The organism is Yersinia sp. 2545 StPb PI (assembly GCF_052217125.1).
GTDB classification, from domain to species: domain Bacteria; phylum Pseudomonadota; class Gammaproteobacteria; order Enterobacterales; family Enterobacteriaceae; genus Yersinia; species Yersinia enterocolitica_E.
Genome location: NZ_JAZGPY010000001.1, coordinates 433,357 through 451,041 on the forward strand (window position 1 = coordinate 433,357; position 17,685 = coordinate 451,041).

The following is a 17,685-nucleotide window of genomic DNA, read 5'->3' on the forward strand; positions in this document are numbered from 1 at the left end:
CTATGAGCCTCTCGTTTGTCAGTGAGCAGTTACTCGCTGCTAACAAGCTGAACCATCAGGACTTGTTCTCAGTGTTGGGGCAGTTGTCTGAACGCCGCCTCGATTATGCTGACCTGTATTTCCAGTCCAGCTACCACGAGGCCTGGGTGTTGGAAGACAGCATCATCAAAGATGGCTCGTACAATATTGATCAGGGTGTGGGGGTGCGCGCGGTCAGCGGTGAAAAGACTGGTTTTGCTTATGCCGACCAAATCACCCTGAATGCTTTACAACAAAGTGCTCATGCCGCACGCAGTATTGTGCGTGATAACGGTAACGGTAAAGTGCATACCTTGGGTGAGATTCACTATCAGGCGCTTTATCCCTTGCTAGACCCGCTACAAAGCTTGTCGCGCGAAGATAAAATTGCGCTGCTCCATCGGGTCGATAAAGTGGCCCGTGCTGCTGATAAGCGGGTGCAGGAAGTCAGTGCCAGTTTGACCGGTGTCTATGAGCAAATCCTGGTCGCGGCCACCGACGGCACGCTGGCGGCAGATGTGCGCCCATTAGTGCGGCTGTCGGTCAGCGTATTGGTGGAAGACAACGGCAAACGCGAACGCGGTGCCAGTGGTGGTGGTGGTCGTTTTGGTTATGACTACTTCCTCGAAACTGTGGATGGCGAAGTGCGAGCTGATAACTTTGCCAATGAAGCGGTCAGAATGGCACTGGTAAATCTGTCGGCTGTTGCCGCCCCTGCTGGCGCTATGCCAGTAGTCTTAGGTGCAGGTTGGCCGGGTGTATTGTTGCACGAAGCGGTCGGTCATGGTTTGGAAGGTGATTTCAACCGCCGTGGCAGCTCAGTCTTCAGCGGCCAAATGGGTAAGTTGGTGGCTTCAGAACTGTGTACCGTGGTGGACGATGGCACCATGCAAGGTCGCCGTGGCTCTTTGGCCATCGACGATGAAGGGGTGCCGGGCCAATACAACGTGCTGATTGAGAACGGTATTTTGAAAGGTTACATGCAGGATAAGTTGAACGCGCGCCTGATGGGCGTTGCACCGACCGGTAATGGCCGCCGTGAATCCTACGCGCACTTGCCAATGCCACGGATGACCAATACCTATATGCTGGCCGGTAAATCGACACCGGAAGAGATTATCGCCAGTGTGGAATATGGCCTGTACGCGCCTAACTTTGGCGGCGGTCAGGTGGATATTACATCCGGCAAGTTTGTGTTCTCAACCTCCGAAGCTTACTTAATCGAAAAAGGTAAAATCACCCGTGCGGTGAAAGGGGCCACTTTGATTGGTTCTGGCATCGAAGCCATGCAGCAGATTTCGATGGTCGGCAACGATCTGGCGCTGGATAAAGGTGTCGGCGTTTGCGGCAAAGAGGGGCAAAGCCTGCCAGTTGGCGTCGGCCAACCTACTTTGAAGTTAGACAATCTGACGGTGGGTGGCACGGCGTAGGGGTTGGTAGTTGGATGCTCAGTTTAGTTCTCAACTGGGCATCCAATAGCTATAGTATATTCAGCGATATCCCTGATATACCTCAGCCACTCGTTTAAAGTACTCGGTCAAATAGTCGATACAGACCTGAACTTTAAGTGGCATTTTATCTTTCTCGGTATAGAGCGCATATACTGGGCGCGGATCTGAATGGTATTTTTTAAACAGTATTTCCACCTCGCCGCGTTTAATTTCCTCTATTACCCACATTAACGGTGCGTAAGCGATACCCGCACCCGCGTTAAGCCAACGGATCATGGTTTGTGAGTCATTGGTGACAAAGCGGCCCTGTGGCGATATTTGCGTGGTAATACCTTCTGGCGCGATTAGCTCAAAGTTACTGTCTGGTCGCACGCTATATTCCAGCCAGGAGAAATTGGTCATATCACTGGGTTTTTCTGGTGTACCATGTTGTGCTAAATAACTTTTGGCGGCGCAGACCACCATCGGCATGGAACCAAGGCGGCGTGAAAATAGCCCCGAATCCTGTAATGCACCAACGCGGACCACCACATCTAAACCATCAGCAATTAAATCCGGTGCCGGAATGCCGGTGACCAGATTAACGGATAGGCCGGGATACTCTTTCAACATCTCTGCTGTCATCGTTGCCAGTACATTTTGTGCCATCGTCGATGAGCAGCCGATGCGTAAGGTTCCGGTTGGGGTGTTGTTAAAGGCATAGAGTTGTTCATGGACTTCCTGTACTTCCTGCAACATGCGCCGACAACCCTGATAGTAAATTCGGCCTGCCTCAGTTAAACCAATGCGGCGAGTACTGCGGTTAAGCAGCTTAACATTCAGCTCGGTTTCCAGTTTTGACACTGTTTGGCTAATCGACGACACACTCATTTCTAACTGCCGTGCGGCGCCAGTAAAAGACCCACACTCAACCACCTTGGCAAATACTGACATCCGTTTTAGTCTTTCCATGGTTCACCCTGAGTTGATTGCTAACGCTTGATTGTTAACTGTAGCTTAAAAGTGATTTAGATCACACATCGTAGATAAGGTGATAATAAGCAGGCTAATATACTGCTGTCGGGAGAATCGTTTTAGGTTTGCAAGCCACGCTGTCGAAGTGTTATCTCGCCTCGCTAAGGTTACAGTCATGTTGCTTAGTTAAGTTTAACCTACAAGTTAGTCTTATGGCTGGTTCACCGGCACCCTATAATAGAAAGGATCTACAGAATGACGTTGCTTCCGGTGATGGTGATATTTGGCCTCTCTTTTCCGCCAATATTTTTTGAGTTGCTCCTTTCGCTGGCGCTGTTCTTTGTTTTGCGCCGTGTGCTACAACCTACTGGTATTTATGAGTTTGTCTGGCATCCAGCACTCTTTAATACCGCGCTGTATTGTTGTCTTTTCTATTTAATATCCCGTCTTTTTTCCTGAGGTCGCCGTGAGTACTTTTTCATTAAAAATAATCCGTATCGGCATCACCTTATTGGTGGTTTTACTGGCGGTTATCGCTATTTTCAAAGTTTGGGCTTTTTATACCGAATCACCCTGGACCCGTGATGCCAAATTCACTGCCGATGTGGTGGCTATCGCACCGGATGTCAGTGGCTTGATCACCGATGTGCCGGTAAAAGACAATCAACTGGTGCAGAAAGGGCAGATTTTGTTTGTTATTGACCAACCGCGCTACCAGCAGGCGTTGGCTGAAGCCGAGGCCGATGTGGCCTATTACCAAACACTGGCGGCGGAGAAACAACGTGAATCCGGCCGGCGGCAACGTTTGGGGATTCAGGCGATGTCACAAGAAGAAATTGACCAGTCCAACAACGGATTACAAACCGCCAGGCATCAGTTGGCAAAAGCTATCGCGGTACGAGATTTAGCCAAACTTGATCTGGAACGCACCACCGTGCGCGCGCCTGCACAAGGCTGGGTGACGAATCTGAATGTTCATGCCGGGGAGTTTATTAACCGTGGCGCTACCGCTGTTGCACTGGTGAAAAAAGATACTTTCTATATTTTGGCCTATTTGGAAGAGACCAAGCTGGAGGGGGTTAAAGCCGGGTATCGGGCGGAAATCACCCCACTGGGCAGCAACCGTATTTTGCACGGTACTGTCGACAGTGTCTCCGCCGGTGTCACCAACAGCAGCAGCAGTGTCGATAGCAAAGGGTTGGCGACGATTGACAATAATCTGGAATGGGTGCGGTTGGCGCAACGAGTACCGGTGAAGATCCGTTTGGACAGTGAAGATCAACAGCATCCCTATCCCGCAGGGACGACGGCTACCGTGGTGATAACCGGGGCGACTGATCGCAATCCTAATCAGGCTTCACCGATTGTTAAGTTGATGCATCGCCTGCGTGAGTTTGGTTAAGATGAACAGCCCGACATTTATTCGCCTGCGCTTTGCGTTCAAACTCAGTTTTGCCATTGTGGCCGCGCTGTTTCTGGGCTTTCATCTGCAATTGGAAACACCACGTTGGTCGGTGCTGACGGCGGCCATTGTTGCTGCTGGCCCGGCATTTGCTGCGGGCGGTGAGCCATTCTCTGGTGCGATTCGTCATCGAGGCTGGTTACGTATTATCGGGACATTCATCGGCTGTATTGGTGGTTTGGTTATCATCGTTCTGACTATCAGAGCACCAGTATTAACCCTGATGCTTTGCTGTTTGTGGGCTGGCGTTTGTACTTGGATCTCCTCACTGGTTCGGGTTGAGAACTCTTACGCATTCGGGCTGGCGGGTTACACTGCGCTGATTATCATTGTCACCACCGGTGAAACGCCATTACTGACACCGCAGTTTGCTGTCGAGCGCTGTAGCGAGATTGTGCTGGGGATCGTCTGCGCGGTGATGGCGGATCTGCTGTTTTCACCACGATCGATCAAGCAGGATATTGATCGTCTGGTCGATAAGGTGCTGGTAGATCAATATAAATTATTGCAGTTATGTATTCGTCCGGCAGAAAAAAACGATATCGATCGGGCCTGGAATGATCTGGTTAAAAATACCACGGCACTGAATGGGATGCGTAGTTATCTGATGATGGAATCTTCCCGCTGGCAGCGCTGTAACCGCCGCTTACGGGTATTGCACACGGCGTCATTAGCCCTGATCACTCAAGCCTGCGAAACCTATCTGGTATTGATCAATCATCCCGACTTACTCAGTGCCGAGCTGAAGGCGATGCTGAGTGAACCGGCAGAGACGCCGGCTGAAATTCATCAGCAGATGAAGAAATTGCGTCAATATATTGGCGGCAGTCACAGTGCGGCGATCCCTGCGACCATCAGCAGTTGGGTGGGGGCGGCGACACGTTATTTATTGCTATCAAAAGGGATTCATACCAACAGCAGTATCAGCCGGGTGGAAGAGGGTATTCTGGACGGCGATGAGCCAATCAAACATGTTTCAGCCGAAGGTCATCATGCGATGATCAATGGCTTGCGTACCGGTATTGCTACGGCGATCGGCGGCCTATTCTGGCTGTGGACTGGCTGGACATCTGGGGCGGGCTGTATGGTCATGATTGCGGTGGTGACCTCACTGGCAATGCGCACCCCCAATCCACGGATGGTGGCGATCGACTTCCTGCTAGGGGTGATTATGGCGCTGCCTATTGGGGCGCTCTATTTCATGTTTATTATCCCTGCGACCCAGCAAAGTATGCTGTTGCTGTGCATCAGTCTGGGATTACTGGCATTTATTATTGGTATCGAAGTGCAAAAGCGCCGTCTTGGCTCGCTGGGAACATTGGCCAGTACTATCAATATCATGGTGTTGAGCAACCCGATGGAGTTTAATGTCAGTATGTTCCTCGACAGTGCGTTGGGGCAGATTGTCGGCTGTTTCGTTTCTCTGATTGTGCTGTTGTTGATCCGCGATAATGCCAAGGACCGAACCGGCAGAACCTTGCTAAACCGCTTTGTTTACAGTGCGGTATCGGCATTGACCACCAATAAAGTCCGCCGCAGCGAAAACCATCTACCGGCGTTGTATCAACAACTGAATCAATTATTGATGATGTTCCCCGGTGATATTGATAAGTATCGACTGGCATTGACGCTGATCATCGCCCATCAGCGGCTCAATAACACCGAGATCCCAGTTAATGCTGAATTGAGTGCTTTTCACAAACAGATCCGCTATACCGCCGATCGGGTTATTAATGCCAAAAATGACCAGAAGCGGCGCTATTACTTCGCCCGTTTACTACAGGAATTAGATCAATATCAGCAAAAATTAGTCGATTATCAATCGCCTGATTCTGTTATCCGCCCGGTAAAGCGGTTGGCGGATATGTTGCATCGTTATCAGAGTGCGCTTATCTAGCGATACTCTTCGTCCTTGAAACCACAGGGTTGTTAGCGGCGCTCACTTACCCGAATCACTGACCTGAGTCAGCTCATCGGGATGTGTTCACTGGCAGCCTACCTGCAACTCCAAGTTCTTTGGGTATATACTTCATAGTGAAGCAACCTTCCTCGCCCTCCATTGATGGGGGCATCCTTTCCCTCAGGAGGTCGACAAGATGTCAGCACAAAATCTATTACGCGATCCATTGCACAATCCATTACAAAACCAACGACACAGCGACGGTGTGTACCATATCGGCTATTTTGTTGGTGGTAAATGGCATCAGGCGCAGGACACTTTCGACGTACATAACCCTGCTACCGGCCAGTTGGTGGCGAAAGTGGCTAAATCGGGTACCCAAGAAACTGAAGCAGCGATTAAGGCCGCCAGTGCGGCTTTCCCCGCTTGGCGAAAAACACCCGCCAAGCAGCGGGCGGAAATTCTTCAGCGTTGGTATTTGTTGATTATGGAACATCAGCAATCATTGGCTGAGATAATGGTTTCTGAGCAAGGTAAACCATTGAAAGAAGCCTTAGGCGAGGTCGCCTATGCCGCCAGCTTTATTCAATGGTTTAGTGAGCAGGCCAAACGTGCCAATGGTGAGATTATTCCGCCAGCCAAAGAGGGGGCACGCATTCTGGCTACTCGCGAACCGGTTGGTGTGGTGGCGGCCATCACGCCGTGGAATTTCCCGCTGGCAATGTTAACCCGCAAACTGGGGCCAGCATTGGCTGCCGGTTGTACCGGATTGATTAAACCGGCCAATAACACGCCGTTATCCGCTTTTGCTTTACTGGCATTGGCAGAGCAAGCCGGTGTGCCTGCTGGCGTGCTCAATGGTGTTGCGGGCGATACGCATGCCATCAGTGACGCCATCATGGCCAGCCCGGAAGTGCGTAAAATCTCCTTTACCGGCTCAACCGAAGTTGGCAAAACCTTAATGCGTAATGCCGCAGCCACCATGAAGAAAATTTCCATGGAACTGGGCGGTAACGCGCCGTATATCGTGTTTGATGATGCTGATTTGGATGCCGCAGTTGCTGGTGCGATGGCGTGTAAATTCCGCAATGCCGGGCAGGTGTGCGTGTGCGTCAATCGTTTTTACATTCAGGATGGTGTGTATGACGAGTTTGTCAGCCGTTTAGCCACTGAGGTTAAAAAACTGAATGTTGGTAATGGTATGGATAAAGACGTCAATATGGGGCCATTGATTAATCTCGCCGGGCTGGAGAAAGTTGAGGATCACGTCAAAGATGCGCTTGAAAAGGGCGGTCGCCTGCTGGCGGGGGGCAGTCGTCATCAACTGGGGGGAAATTTCTTCCAGCCTACAGTTATTGCCGATGCTAATGAGCAGATGAAAGTCGCCTCTGAAGAGACATTTGGCCCACTGGCTGCCTGCTTCCGCTTCAAAACCGAAGAGGAAGTTATCAAACGAGCTAATGACACGCCGTTCGGGCTGGCAGCTTACTTCTATACTCAGAATCTGCAACGTGTATTCCGGGTTTCAGATGCGTTGGAAAGCGGTATGATTGGTGTCAATGAAAGTTCAGTTTCTACTGAGCTGGCACCTTTCGGTGGTGTTAAAGAGTCTGGCCTTGGCCGTGAAGGGTCAGTGCTGGGGTTAGATGAGTTTATGGAAGTCAAAACCCTGCATTTGGGTAATTTATAAATTGGATTGGTGAATAAAACGTGGGCATGGGTTATCGCAATGAGCAGCACAACAGTTATTGGCAGCCTGAGGGTTAAGGAGAACCATGAATAAACGACTTATGGCCATTCTGGGCGCAATACTGTTGCTGGCAGTGGCGGCATTGCAGGGGATTGGCGGTGTCACGGCGCGTGATATCGGTCAATCGGCGGATCTGGAACGCCCACCTTTATCGGCATCTGCATCGATTGAACAATTGACCCAGCACCAGCAGGTGGCTAAATACCTACAAGTGCATCATCGCCTGCCGGATTTTTACCTTACCAAGCAGCAGGCGCGTGCGCAGGGCTGGGATCCCAAAGACGGCAATCTGTGTAAAGTATTGCCAGGCAGAGCGATTGGCGGCGATCGTTTTTCTAACCGTGAACGCCAACTGCCTGAGGCGAAAGGCCGTAACTGGCGTGAAGCCGATGTTAATTATCGTTGTGGGCATCGCGGTAGCGATCGTTTGCTGTACTCCAATGATGGCCTGATTTATCTAACTCAGGATCACTACAAGCGTTTCATTCGGATGGAGTGAGAAGATGGTAAAAGTGGTATTTGATTTTGACCATATATCCGATCTTCCTGCATTTTACCGCGCATTTTGCCAAAAATTTGCGCTGAGCGAAGATTTTGGCGCCAATCTGGATGCTCTGTGGGATGTGGTCACAGGTGAGATAGCCTTACCGGTAGAGATTGAATTTATTCATTTCAATCACCGCCACAAACGCCGCTTCGGTGCGATTGTGCTGCTGCTTGAGGAAGCGGAAGAGGAGTTAGCAGGCAGCCTGTGTTTCAATATAGTGTGAATTAGCCTTCTTGAGTCGGGAGCCGAGTCAGACCCGGCCCCGCCCGATTATTGCTGCTTTTCAGACAGTTCACGCAGATATTGGAAGATCTGACGGAATGATTTCGGTGGCTTGTTAGTGGCTTTCTCTTTCTGGGCATTACGTATCAGGCTACGCAGTTGTTGGCGATCCGCATCTGGATATAGATCCAACACCGTAGGGATCGCGACATCACCTTCTTCAACCAAACGGTCACGCAGCATTTCCAGCTTGTGGAACAGCGAGATTTGTTGGTTATGGCGATTTTTCAGCTTATCCAATGCGGTTTGGATAGGTTCTACATCACGGGCACGTAGCATTTTACCAATTAACTGGATCTGGCGGCGGCGGCCTTCTTTCTTGATTTTCTGTGCCAGTTCAACGGCTGCCAGCAGATCTTCATCCAGTTGGATTTTCTCCAGCGCATTTTTACCCAGCTCAACCAGCTCGGTGCCGAGTTCTTTCAGCGCTTCGGCATCACGTTTAATTTCACTTTTACTGACCCAGATAATTTCATCGTCATCTTCGTCTTTATCTTCTGGGACTTCATCTAGCCAATCTTCGGGCTGTTTGTTCATGGTCAAATTCCTTAAAAAGAGGCTAATCGTAGCAGGTTGTTGGCTTTCTGCGAAATAGTACAAAGATCTCTGATAGACTCAGAACCATGGCGTTCTATATTGTATCCGTGTAAGTCGTCGTGTTACGACTCTTTCCTGAACGATTATCTCATTAATTATGGCAGACTGATGAAAGTAGTCACTCAAGTTGCAGAACAGCGTAAAACGCTGGAACAAGCGGTTGCACAGGCTTTGGAATTGGCCCGTGTGGGTTCTGATGCGGCCGAAGTCGCTGTAAGTAAAACCACCGGAATTAGTGTCAGCACTCGCTTTGGTGAAGTGGAAAATGTGGAGTTCAACAGCGATGGTGCGCTGGGAATTACTGTTTATCACCAGCAGCGTAAAGGTAGCGCGTCTACCACCGATTTAAATCCAGATGCAGTCGCCCGCACGGTGCAGGCTGCGCTGGATATTGCTCGTTACACTTCACCTGATCCCTACGCTGGCGCGGCAGATAAATCGCTGCTGGCTTTTGAGGCGCCTGATTTGGACCTGTTCCATCCGAGCGATTTGGATGCAGAACAAGGTATCTTGCTGGCCGCCCGGGCGGAGCAGGCTGCATTGCAGGCCGATAAGCGGATTACCAATACCGAAGGTGGCAGTTTTAACAGCCATTATGGCATCAAGGTGTTTGGTAACAGCCACGGCATGTTACAGAGCTATTGCTCAAGTCGCCATTCGCTTTCCAGCAGCGTTATCGCTGAACATAATGGTGATATGGAGCGAGATTACGCTTATACCATTGGCCGACGGATGGAAGATTTAGCCAGCCCGGAATGGGTTGGTGAGGAGTGCGCTCGTCGTACTTTATCCCGCTTATCGCCACGTAAACTGCCGACCATGCAATCACCGGTGCTGTTTGCCGCTGAAGTGGCGACCGGCTTGTTTGGTCACTTGGTTTCGGCGATCAGCGGCGGCAATATCTACCGTAAATCGACCTTCTTGCTCGATCATTTGGGTAAACAGATTTTACCTGAGTGGTTAACTATTGAAGAGCACCCACATTTACTGCGTGGTCTGGCTTCGACCCCGTTCGATAGTGAAGGTGTGCGTACTTTACAACGGGAAATCGTTAAAGATGGGGTACTGCAAACCTATCTGTTGACCAGCTATTCAGCCCGTAAACTGGGGCTGCAAAGTACCGGTCATGCTGGTGGTATCCATAACTGGCGCATTGCCGGTCAGGGGCAGGATTTCGCTGGGATGCTGAAGCAATTGGACAAAGGTTTGGTGGTAACTGAACTGATGGGCCAGGGAGTCAGTACCGTAACCGGTGACTATTCCCGCGGCGCGGCAGGTTTTTGGGTTGAAAATGGTGAGATTCAGTATCCAGTCAGTGAGATAACGATTGCCGGTAATCTGAAAGATATGCTGCGTAATATTGTCAGCGTAGGCAGTGATATCGAAACCCGCAGTAACATTCAGTGTGGCTCTGTTTTATTACCTGCGATGAAGATTGCGGGCGAATAACATCGTGTAGCTTCACACCTAAAGCTGGCATTGGTTGCTGGCTTTTTTTTTGATTTTTATTCAGCCCTCATCTCATTTCTTAATTGATTACAAGAAATCATTGTCAGTTTCAGTGTCTATTGCCTATGTTAAGTGTGAGCAATGTACTAATGATCAGTATTTCAATAACAATAATCCCATCCCCAATTTGGTCTTGCTGCGAAACCCTGCTGCAACACCACGTTAGAAGGGTATAGAAGGAATGTGAGCATGGGTAAGAAAATGATGGCGTTAATGGCGGCGGTGTTACTCAGCGCCAGCACTTTAGCGATGGCTGCCAGCGTGGCTGATAACATGGAAACCATTGCTGATAATTACGGCAAAGTGTTGAAGGCTGACTCTACTGATGTGATGAAGCAAGGCTTGCAGGCGATGCGTGCAGCGGCGCAGGATGCACAAAAGGGCATACCTACCAAGTTGAAGAGTAAAGGCGAGGGTAGCGCGGAGGTGAAGGATTTCCGTCATGGTTTGGACTTATTTATCGGGCAGATTGATGGTGCGCTGGCATTAGCGAATCAAGGCAAGCTCGATGAAGCTAAAAAAGCAGCGCAAGACTTTAAACCGACCCGCGATACCTACCATAAAAAGTATCGTTAATAATCCCTTTCACCCGAATCACTGACTTGAGTCAGTGATTCGGGGCTTGTCCATTTACCGCCTGGCGGTAACGCCAATGGCTTTGGTAATAGTGTTAGCGGTGATATTCACCGGCTGCTTCTGGCTGGTACAGCAGTTCTAACACAGTAATGCGGGCTTCATCCCCACCTGGTAGCTTCCAACTAATTTCATCATTGACGTGCAGCCCCAGCAATGCCGCGCCCAGCGGAGCCATCACGGAAAGTTGTTCGTTACTGTCTTGTAGCGATGCCGGATACACCAGCGTGCGGATATGCTCTTCCTGGTTATTCAGATCGCGAAAACGCACACGGCTATTCATGGTCACCACATCTGCCGGAATGGCGTTTGGTGGCAGAATTTCTGCACGATCCAGTTCTTCATTGAGCGCTTGAGCGACCACTGTACCGGCAAAAGCCGGTTGCGCCAGTAACGCATCCAAACGTTCAGCATCCAGCTCGTTAATCGTGATGGTTGGCTTGGTCATACCACTCTCCAATTCAATTTCAGCAAAACATAAAAACAACACCCCCACGCCATAGGAGAGGGGGTGTTAGAAAATAGCTTAATATTGATCTGATATTAGGCGCTTCTGACTAGAAAAGAAAGAGATCAGGATCACGAACTTTTTTCCACTACAAACCGCACTGACGTATTTATATAAAAGTTATTTTGTTGTTAATGATTAAGTTAACTATCTAACAGGCGTTTTTTGCGAAAGTGATCCCACCGGTACATTACATTTCCACTTTGAACTGGAAAAAAAGCCGCTACACAGCTATTCCGCTTGCAGGTAGGGTGATGTTACAGCGCAGAGAGAAGATAACTGAACTTATCTTTATCATCAGAAAGTTGTTACAGACCTTAAATAATTCGAGTTGTGGGTAGGCGGCAAAGGAGTGAGTCCCTGAAGTAAGTCACTAGGGCGAGAAAACGCAGCCAACGGCCCTACAACCTGAAGTATGACGGATATAGCAAAAATAGGGGATTGCCAGCGTGAATGATGTAGCCGCATTAAATGCCGCCGAGGAACCTGGAAAAGAAGAGGTAATGATTATTACTGAGCGGGTATTAGCTGAAATTACCGCAATGTTAAATAGTGAAAATATTTTTACCAATAAAGTTCAGCAACAAATGTTGACATCACATATTCGTGCCATGGTATTGCGTTCCATAACTGGTGAGCCATTACCTGAAGTGGATAAATCATTATTTGATGAGATTTCAGCACATTCGATGCAAATGGCCCAGCAAGTGGTCGATAAATTTGCCAATTTGCCCATTGAAGAAGCCTATTTGTTGTCGGTGCATTTTGAAGTAGCGAAAGACAATAACCCATAAAACAGTGATCTGGAGAAGTGACTATGAGTCAAATTACCGTTGTGATTGGCGACCGTTTAGGTAAAGGCCAAAAAGTGGGCCAGGGTGTTGAATTGGCTGGTGGCCGCGTAGTGGTTATTCCCGGTGTTGCCGCAGACATGAAATTGGGTGATGTGATGAACAGTGAAAAAGCTGACTTTGGCATTTCATTCTGCGGCAGTGGCGGTGCGGGTGCTATTACGGCACAAAATAAATATGGTTACAAAGCAAAATACGGCATGCGTTCTGTTGAAGAAGGCGTGACGGCAATAAATGAAGGCTGCAAAGTGCTGGGCTTCGGATTTATGGATAAAGAAGAATTAGGCCAGAGATTAGTCGACGCTTATATCAAGAAGTACGGTCAACCGTAATGAAAGAGCAATATACCACTCAGGTGCAAGTGAAAGGTAAAGGCGATACTAAGGAAAAAGCTTTCGCTAATGCACTCGGTAATGTCCAGAATACGGTGTTGAAATCGACACAAAATATTCTGTTACGGATTGAGCCACAAGACGTAAAAGTATTAAACGCAGAATTATCAGTTAAAAATGAGAAGTTTTTATTCTTTTTCCTGCCGCGTGAAAGAAAGACATATAGCGTTGAATTAGATATTACCGTGAACGTGACAATTATTAATACGGATAAGGTCGTCTTCATATCTAAATGAAAAGGATATACTGATGTTTCTAATCATTCTTTTTAAGTCGATTATTATCGGCGGACTGGTCGGTGTGGGGGTAGGTGTTGGGGCCGCCCGTATGTTTCATGCACCGACAATACAGGGGATGGGGGCATTTCGTACCCTGGGCGAACTGAACTCATGCGAGGGAGATCCTGCATCGCACTTCTCCTTTGGATTAGGTTTCTTCTTCAACGCCTGGGCCTCTTCGGTGGCAGCAGGTGCCTTTACTCAGGACGTCGACCACCGCATCATTCCTAACTGGGGTGCCGCCGCATTAATGATTAAAAATCGTAATGTAGCGGAAACCATGCATAACCCGAAAAAGATGGCAATTGCCTGCGGGATTATCGGGGTTATTGTTGTCAGTTTCCTAAACACCACTGCTTCTGCGGTACCAGCAGCATTACAGGTTACGGCCATTAAAGTATTGGTACCAGCAGCAAATATTCTGGTTAACACCGTGATGCCGGTTATTTTCTGGCTGGCGGCTATTGATGCCGGGCGTCGCTCTGGTTTCTGGGCCACTATTTTTGGCGGGTTGGCTCAGCTAATTATGGGTAACGCTGTACCTGGTCTAGTGTTGGGTATTTTAATTGGTAAAGGTGTTGAGGAAAGCGGCTGGAATAAAGTGACTAAGATCATGATGACAGTGATTGTTCTGTTATTTGTGCTCAGTGGTTTCTTCCGCGGATTCGATCTGAAATTCCTGGAGTCATTTAGCCTGAGCGCGCCGGTTTGGCTCGATACCATTCATAACGCATTGAGCGGAAAATAATACAACGAGAGGAACTTGATGATGGATGAACAAACCAAGAATAATTTCTGGTATGCCGACTGGTCATTTCCGATCTTTGTAGGATTATTATCCTCCGGCGTATTTGCGGGTACTCATATGTATTATTTATATGGTATCGGTGCATTTAACGAAGTGGCATTTGTTTCAATGCTACGTGCTGGTATGGATACCGGTGTTTATGGTGCGGTGGCGGCATTTGGTGCCAGCTTCTTATTCGCCCGTATTATTGAAGGTTCGCTTGTCGGTATTTTAGATATTGGTGGCGCGATTCAAACCGGTGTTGGTCTGGGTGTGCCAGCATTATTACTGGGCGCCGGATTTGTCTTCCCGGTGGCTAATTTTGCCGCCTCACTGGTAACCGGCCTGATTATTGGTTTAGCTATCGGCTATCTGATTATTTTGGCGCGTAAATTTACGATTAACCAAAGTAATTCTACTTATGGTGCCGACGTTATGATGGGGGCTGGTAACTCCTCTGGCCGTTTCCTCGGGCCATTGATTATCCTGTCAGCCATAACAGCATCAATTCCAATTGGGATTGGTTCTTTAGGTGGCGCTTTACTGTTTTATCTGTGGAATAAACCAATTACTGGCGGGGCGATTTTGGGTGCCATGATTTTAGGGTCTATTTTCCCAGTCGCTATTTCATGATGTCAGGGGTAAATATTCAAATTACCGGATATTTACCCTGCTAACACTGCTGCAACGTCAAGTAAGAAGGACATAATGGAGAATAAAGATAATGTATGACTTTATTATCACACGCGCACTATTAGTTGACGGCCGTCAGGTTAATATCGTAATTAATGATGGAAAAATTGTGGCCGTCGATGCGGCTATTACCACTGAAGATAATAATCAAGCCGAGCCTTCAGTTTCTTGCGCTAAAAAAATGTTGGATTTGGCCGGGAAATATTACATCAGTGCTGGCTGGATTGATTCCCATGTGCATTGTTACCCCGCATCTCCTATTTATCATGACGAAGCTGATTTGGTCGGAGTCGCCAGTGGCGTGACGACGGTGGTGGATGCCGGCAGCACTGGTGCCAATGATGTGGATGATTTTTACCGCCTAACCCGTACCGCCAAAACCCATGTTTATGCTTTTCTGAATATTGCGAAAACCGGCATCGTGACGCAAAACGAATTAGCGGATATGACGCAGATTGATAAGCAAAGTGTCAGTCAGGCTATTGCCCGTAATCCTGATTTTATTATCGGTATTAAAGCCCGCATGAGCAGCAGCGTGGTCGGTAAAAACGGCATTAAACCGTTGGTGCGAGCCAAAGAGATTCAACAAGAAAATAATCAGCTACCCTTGATGGTACATATTGGCAATAACCCGCCGGACTTGGATGAGATTGCCGACTTGTTAACGCAAGGCGATATTATTACTCACTGCTATAACGGTAAGCCCAATCGTATTCTGACCCCTGCCGGGACCTTGCGTGATTCTATCCAACGTGCATTGAAACGCGGTGTATTACTGGATGTTGGGCATGGCAGTGCCAGTTTCAGCTTTGATGTTGCCGAACTGGCCATCAAGCAAGGTATTTACCCGCACACCATCAGCTCCGACATCTATTGTCGCAACCGTATTAACGGGCCAGTGCACAGCCTGGCGACGGTGATGTCCAAATTTTTCACCCTCGGTTTGAGCCTTAAACAGGTTATTGCTTGTGTGACAGAAAATGCCGCGCAAGCCCTGCATTTGACTCACAAAGGGATGCTGGCAACGGGCTATGACGCTGACCTGACGATTTTTGAGCTGAAACAGCAACCTCAGCTATTCAGTGATTCAGAAGGTAAATCGGTTACCGGTGAGACATATCTGGTGCCACTGGCGGCGGTCGTTGCTGGTGACGTAGTATTAACTGACGAAGGGAAGTCAAAAGATGTCTTCAGTCTATGAAAAATACCAGTTAAAACATGTAATTAATGCTTCTGGTCGCATGACGATGTTGGGCGTTTCAACGCCACGGCAGGATGTGGTTGAGGCGGTAGATTTGGGCCTAAACCATTACTTCGAAATGAAAGATTTGGTCAATAAGACCGGTGCTTACATTGCTGATTTGCTGAATGTTGAGAGCGCGGTGGTTGTCTCCTGTGCTTCTGCCGGTATTGCTCAGTCGGTCGCTGCGGTGATCGTGAAAGATGATGCCAATTTACTGGTTAATCTACATGCTGCCCCGCGCGCAGTGCCACACGAAATTGTTCTGCCGAAGGGCCATAACGTTAACTTCGGTGCGCCGGTCGATACCATGGTGACGCTGGGGGGAGGCAAAGTGGTGGAAGCCGGTTATGCCAACGAATGTTTACCGGAACAGTTGGAAGCGGCGATCACGCCAAATACTGCGGCGATCTTGTATATAAAATCCCACCATTGTGTGCAAAAAAGCATTCTATCCGTTGAGCAAGCGGTAGTGATTGCGCGCAAGCATCAATTGCCATTAATTGTTGATGCGGCCGCAGAAGAAGACTTGCAATGTTATTACCAGATGGGTGCAGATTTGGTGATTTACAGCGGTGCCAAAGCTATTGAAGGGCCAACCAGCGGGCTGGTGTTAGGCAAGAAAACCTATATTGATTGGGTGAAGTTGCAATCAAGTGGTATTGGCCGGGCGATGAAAGTGGGTAAAGAGGGTATTCTCGGCCTGACCCGTGCTATTGAAAGCTATATGACGCTGGAAAAAGAGACCGGCCAGCAAATGGTAGAAAAAATGACACCATTTATCAGTCAGTTAAATACCATTGACGGCGTGTCTGCGAAAGTGGTTTGGGATGCTGCCGGGCGTGATATTGCCCGTACTGAAATCAGTTTTGATGAAGCTAAAATGGGGCGCTCGACACCGGATCTGGTGGATGCGCTGAAAAATGGCGATATTGCTATCTACTTCCGCGCCTATAAAGCTAATGAAGGCAAAATTGAAGTGGATGTGCGCAGTGTCACGCCATTGCAACTCGAGATTATTTATACCTGCATTAACCGCCTGGCTAAGGGAGCCTGACTGATGAAATTGACCCCGAATTATTACCGTGACCGGGTGTGCCTGAATGTGCTGGCCGGTTCAAAAGAGAATGCACGCGAGATTTATCAAGCCGCTGAAGGCCATGTTCTGGTGGGAGTGTTATCGAAGAACTATTCGGATGTCGATAGCGCAGTCAAAGATATGCGCGAATACGCGGCTGTTATCGATAATGCCCTGTCGGTAGGGTTGGGCGCGGGAGACCCGAAGCAATCAACAATGGTCAGCCAGATTGCGCAGCAGGTTCAACCGCAACATGTGAATCAAGTGTTCACCGGTGTTGGCACAAGTCGTGCTTTATTGGGGCAGCATGATACGGTGGTTAACGGCCTGATTTCGCCGACCGGCAAAGTGGGTTACGTAAATATCTCCACCGGGCCACTCAGTTCACAGCAAAAGGAAGCGATTGTTCCAGTGACCACCGCCATTGCTATGTTGAAAGATATGGGCGGCAGTTCGCTAAAGTTTTTCCCAATGAACGGGCTGGACTCTATCGATGAATACCGTTTTGTGGCTGAGGCTTGTGCTGCTACCGGCTTCTGGTTGGAACCCACCGGCGGCATCAGTCTGGATAATTTTGAACAAATCGTACAAATTGCACTGGATGCTGGGGTAACGAAAATTATCCCGCATATCTACAGTTCGATAATCGACAGCAAAACGGGCAATACTCGCCCAGAAGATGTGCGAACCTTATTAGCTATCGTGAAAAAAATAGTACCGTAATTATTTGATTTACCTTATATAAAATCACTAGC

The 17,685-nt window shown here is 48.6% G+C and carries 20 protein-coding genes; 17 read left to right on the plus strand and 3 right to left on the minus strand.

All coding sequences use genetic code 11. The annotated features are described in order from the left end of the window. Nucleotides 1-2: 2 nt before the first annotated feature. Nucleotides 3-1,448, plus strand: coding sequence for a metalloprotease TldD (gene tldD, locus V1955_RS01845; RefSeq protein WP_083162204.1), 1,446 nt, complete (start codon nucleotides 3-5; stop codon nucleotides 1,446-1,448). A gap of 60 nt (nucleotides 1,449-1,508) precedes the next feature. On the opposite strand, the gene aaeR is transcribed toward tldD, so the two are convergent. Further along, a complete protein-coding gene (aaeR, locus tag V1955_RS01850) occupies nucleotides 1,509-2,420 on the minus strand; it encodes an HTH-type transcriptional activator AaeR (protein WP_050087664.1) in 912 nt (303 codons plus the stop codon). Nucleotides 2,421-2,678: 258 nt separating this feature from the next. On the opposite strand from aaeR, the gene aaeX reads away from it, so the two are divergent. The 6 genes from aaeX (at nucleotide 2,679) to V1955_RS01880 (ending at nucleotide 8,305) form a co-directional block, all read left to right on the plus strand. Beyond that, nucleotides 2,679-2,882: a p-hydroxybenzoic acid efflux pump operon protein AaeX gene (gene aaeX, locus V1955_RS01855; RefSeq protein ID WP_083162208.1), complete on the plus strand. Its 204-nt coding sequence runs from the start codon at nucleotides 2,679-2,681 to the stop codon at nucleotides 2,880-2,882. A 7-nt stretch (nucleotides 2,883-2,889) separates the two neighbouring features. Continuing rightward, nucleotides 2,890-3,825, plus strand: coding sequence for a p-hydroxybenzoic acid efflux pump subunit AaeA (aaeA, locus tag V1955_RS01860; protein ID WP_050087662.1), 936 nt, complete (start codon nucleotides 2,890-2,892; stop codon nucleotides 3,823-3,825). A gap of 1 nt (nucleotide 3,826) precedes the next feature. After that, nucleotides 3,827-5,782, plus strand: a complete 1,956-nt coding sequence (gene aaeB, locus V1955_RS01865; RefSeq protein WP_083162210.1) for a p-hydroxybenzoic acid efflux pump subunit AaeB — start codon at nucleotides 3,827-3,829, stop codon at nucleotides 5,780-5,782. Between the two features lie 199 nt (nucleotides 5,783-5,981). Further along, the gene (locus V1955_RS01870) at nucleotides 5,982-7,475 is read left to right on the plus strand and encodes an NAD-dependent succinate-semialdehyde dehydrogenase (protein WP_083162212.1); all 1,494 of its coding nucleotides are present in this window, start codon (nucleotides 5,982-5,984) and stop codon (nucleotides 7,473-7,475) included. An 85-nt stretch (nucleotides 7,476-7,560) separates the two neighbouring features. Beyond that, nucleotides 7,561-8,034: a ribonuclease gene (locus V1955_RS01875; protein ID WP_193784767.1), complete on the plus strand. Its 474-nt coding sequence runs from the start codon at nucleotides 7,561-7,563 to the stop codon at nucleotides 8,032-8,034. Nucleotides 8,035-8,038: 4 nt separating this feature from the next. Further along, nucleotides 8,039-8,305 carry a barstar family protein gene (locus V1955_RS01880; RefSeq protein WP_442820456.1) on the plus strand — a complete coding sequence of 89 codons (267 nt, stop codon included), beginning with the start codon at nucleotides 8,039-8,041 and terminating at the stop codon, nucleotides 8,303-8,305. 47 nt (nucleotides 8,306-8,352) lie between these two features. Here V1955_RS01880 and yjgA read toward each other — a convergent pair whose 3' ends face one another. Next, a complete protein-coding gene (gene yjgA / locus V1955_RS01885) occupies nucleotides 8,353-8,901 on the minus strand; it encodes a ribosome biogenesis factor YjgA (RefSeq protein WP_083162216.1) in 549 nt (182 codons plus the stop codon). A 168-nt stretch (nucleotides 8,902-9,069) separates the two neighbouring features. Here yjgA and pmbA point away from each other — a divergent pair, with 168 nt between their 5' ends. Then, nucleotides 9,070-10,410, plus strand: a complete 1,341-nt coding sequence (gene pmbA / locus V1955_RS01890) for a metalloprotease PmbA (protein WP_083162218.1) — start codon at nucleotides 9,070-9,072, stop codon at nucleotides 10,408-10,410. 249 nt (nucleotides 10,411-10,659) lie between these two features. Then, nucleotides 10,660-11,046 (plus strand): cytochrome b562, encoded by a 387-nt coding sequence (gene cybC, locus V1955_RS01895; protein ID WP_083162220.1) that lies wholly within the window; start codon nucleotides 10,660-10,662, stop codon nucleotides 11,044-11,046. Between the two features lie 94 nt (nucleotides 11,047-11,140). On the opposite strand, the gene rnk is transcribed toward cybC, so the two are convergent. After that, nucleotides 11,141-11,551, minus strand: coding sequence for a nucleoside diphosphate kinase regulator (rnk, locus tag V1955_RS01900; RefSeq protein ID WP_083164033.1), 411 nt, complete (start codon nucleotides 11,549-11,551; stop codon nucleotides 11,141-11,143). Between the two features lie 509 nt (nucleotides 11,552-12,060). On the opposite strand from rnk, the gene V1955_RS01905 reads away from it, so the two are divergent. The 8 genes from V1955_RS01905 (at nucleotide 12,061) to dagF (ending at nucleotide 17,653) form a co-directional block, all read left to right on the plus strand. Beyond that, complete coding sequence (locus tag V1955_RS01905) at nucleotides 12,061-12,405, plus strand: PRD domain-containing protein (protein WP_083162222.1); 345 nt, start codon at nucleotides 12,061-12,063, stop codon at nucleotides 12,403-12,405. Nucleotides 12,406-12,428: 23 nt separating this feature from the next. Further along, nucleotides 12,429-12,794, plus strand: coding sequence for a glycine-rich SFCGS family protein (locus tag V1955_RS01910; protein WP_083162224.1), 366 nt, complete (start codon nucleotides 12,429-12,431; stop codon nucleotides 12,792-12,794). Beyond that, the gene (locus V1955_RS01915) at nucleotides 12,794-13,090 is read left to right on the plus strand and encodes a DUF4312 family protein (protein WP_083162226.1); all 297 of its coding nucleotides are present in this window, start codon (nucleotides 12,794-12,796) and stop codon (nucleotides 13,088-13,090) included. Before V1955_RS01910 ends, V1955_RS01915 begins: the two co-directional genes overlap by 1 nt. Nucleotides 13,091-13,103: 13 nt before the next feature. Then, a complete protein-coding gene (locus V1955_RS01920; RefSeq protein WP_004392358.1) occupies nucleotides 13,104-13,880 on the plus strand; it encodes a DUF4311 domain-containing protein in 777 nt (258 codons plus the stop codon). A 21-nt stretch (nucleotides 13,881-13,901) separates the two neighbouring features. Further along, nucleotides 13,902-14,552: a DUF4310 family protein gene (locus V1955_RS01925; protein WP_032896643.1), complete on the plus strand. Its 651-nt coding sequence runs from the start codon at nucleotides 13,902-13,904 to the stop codon at nucleotides 14,550-14,552. A 91-nt stretch (nucleotides 14,553-14,643) separates the two neighbouring features. Further along, nucleotides 14,644-15,813 (plus strand): amidohydrolase/deacetylase family metallohydrolase, encoded by a 1,170-nt coding sequence (locus V1955_RS01930; RefSeq protein ID WP_372569704.1) that lies wholly within the window; start codon nucleotides 14,644-14,646, stop codon nucleotides 15,811-15,813. After that, a complete protein-coding gene (locus V1955_RS01935; protein WP_442820457.1) occupies nucleotides 15,797-16,909 on the plus strand; it encodes a DgaE family pyridoxal phosphate-dependent ammonia lyase in 1,113 nt (370 codons plus the stop codon). The genes V1955_RS01930 and V1955_RS01935 overlap by 17 nt, the downstream gene beginning before the upstream one ends. A gap of 3 nt (nucleotides 16,910-16,912) precedes the next feature. Continuing rightward, nucleotides 16,913-17,653 carry a 2-dehydro-3-deoxy-phosphogluconate aldolase gene (dagF, locus tag V1955_RS01940; RefSeq protein ID WP_372569702.1) on the plus strand — a complete coding sequence of 247 codons (741 nt, stop codon included), beginning with the start codon at nucleotides 16,913-16,915 and terminating at the stop codon, nucleotides 17,651-17,653. The last annotated feature ends 32 nt before the right edge of the window (nucleotides 17,654-17,685 follow it).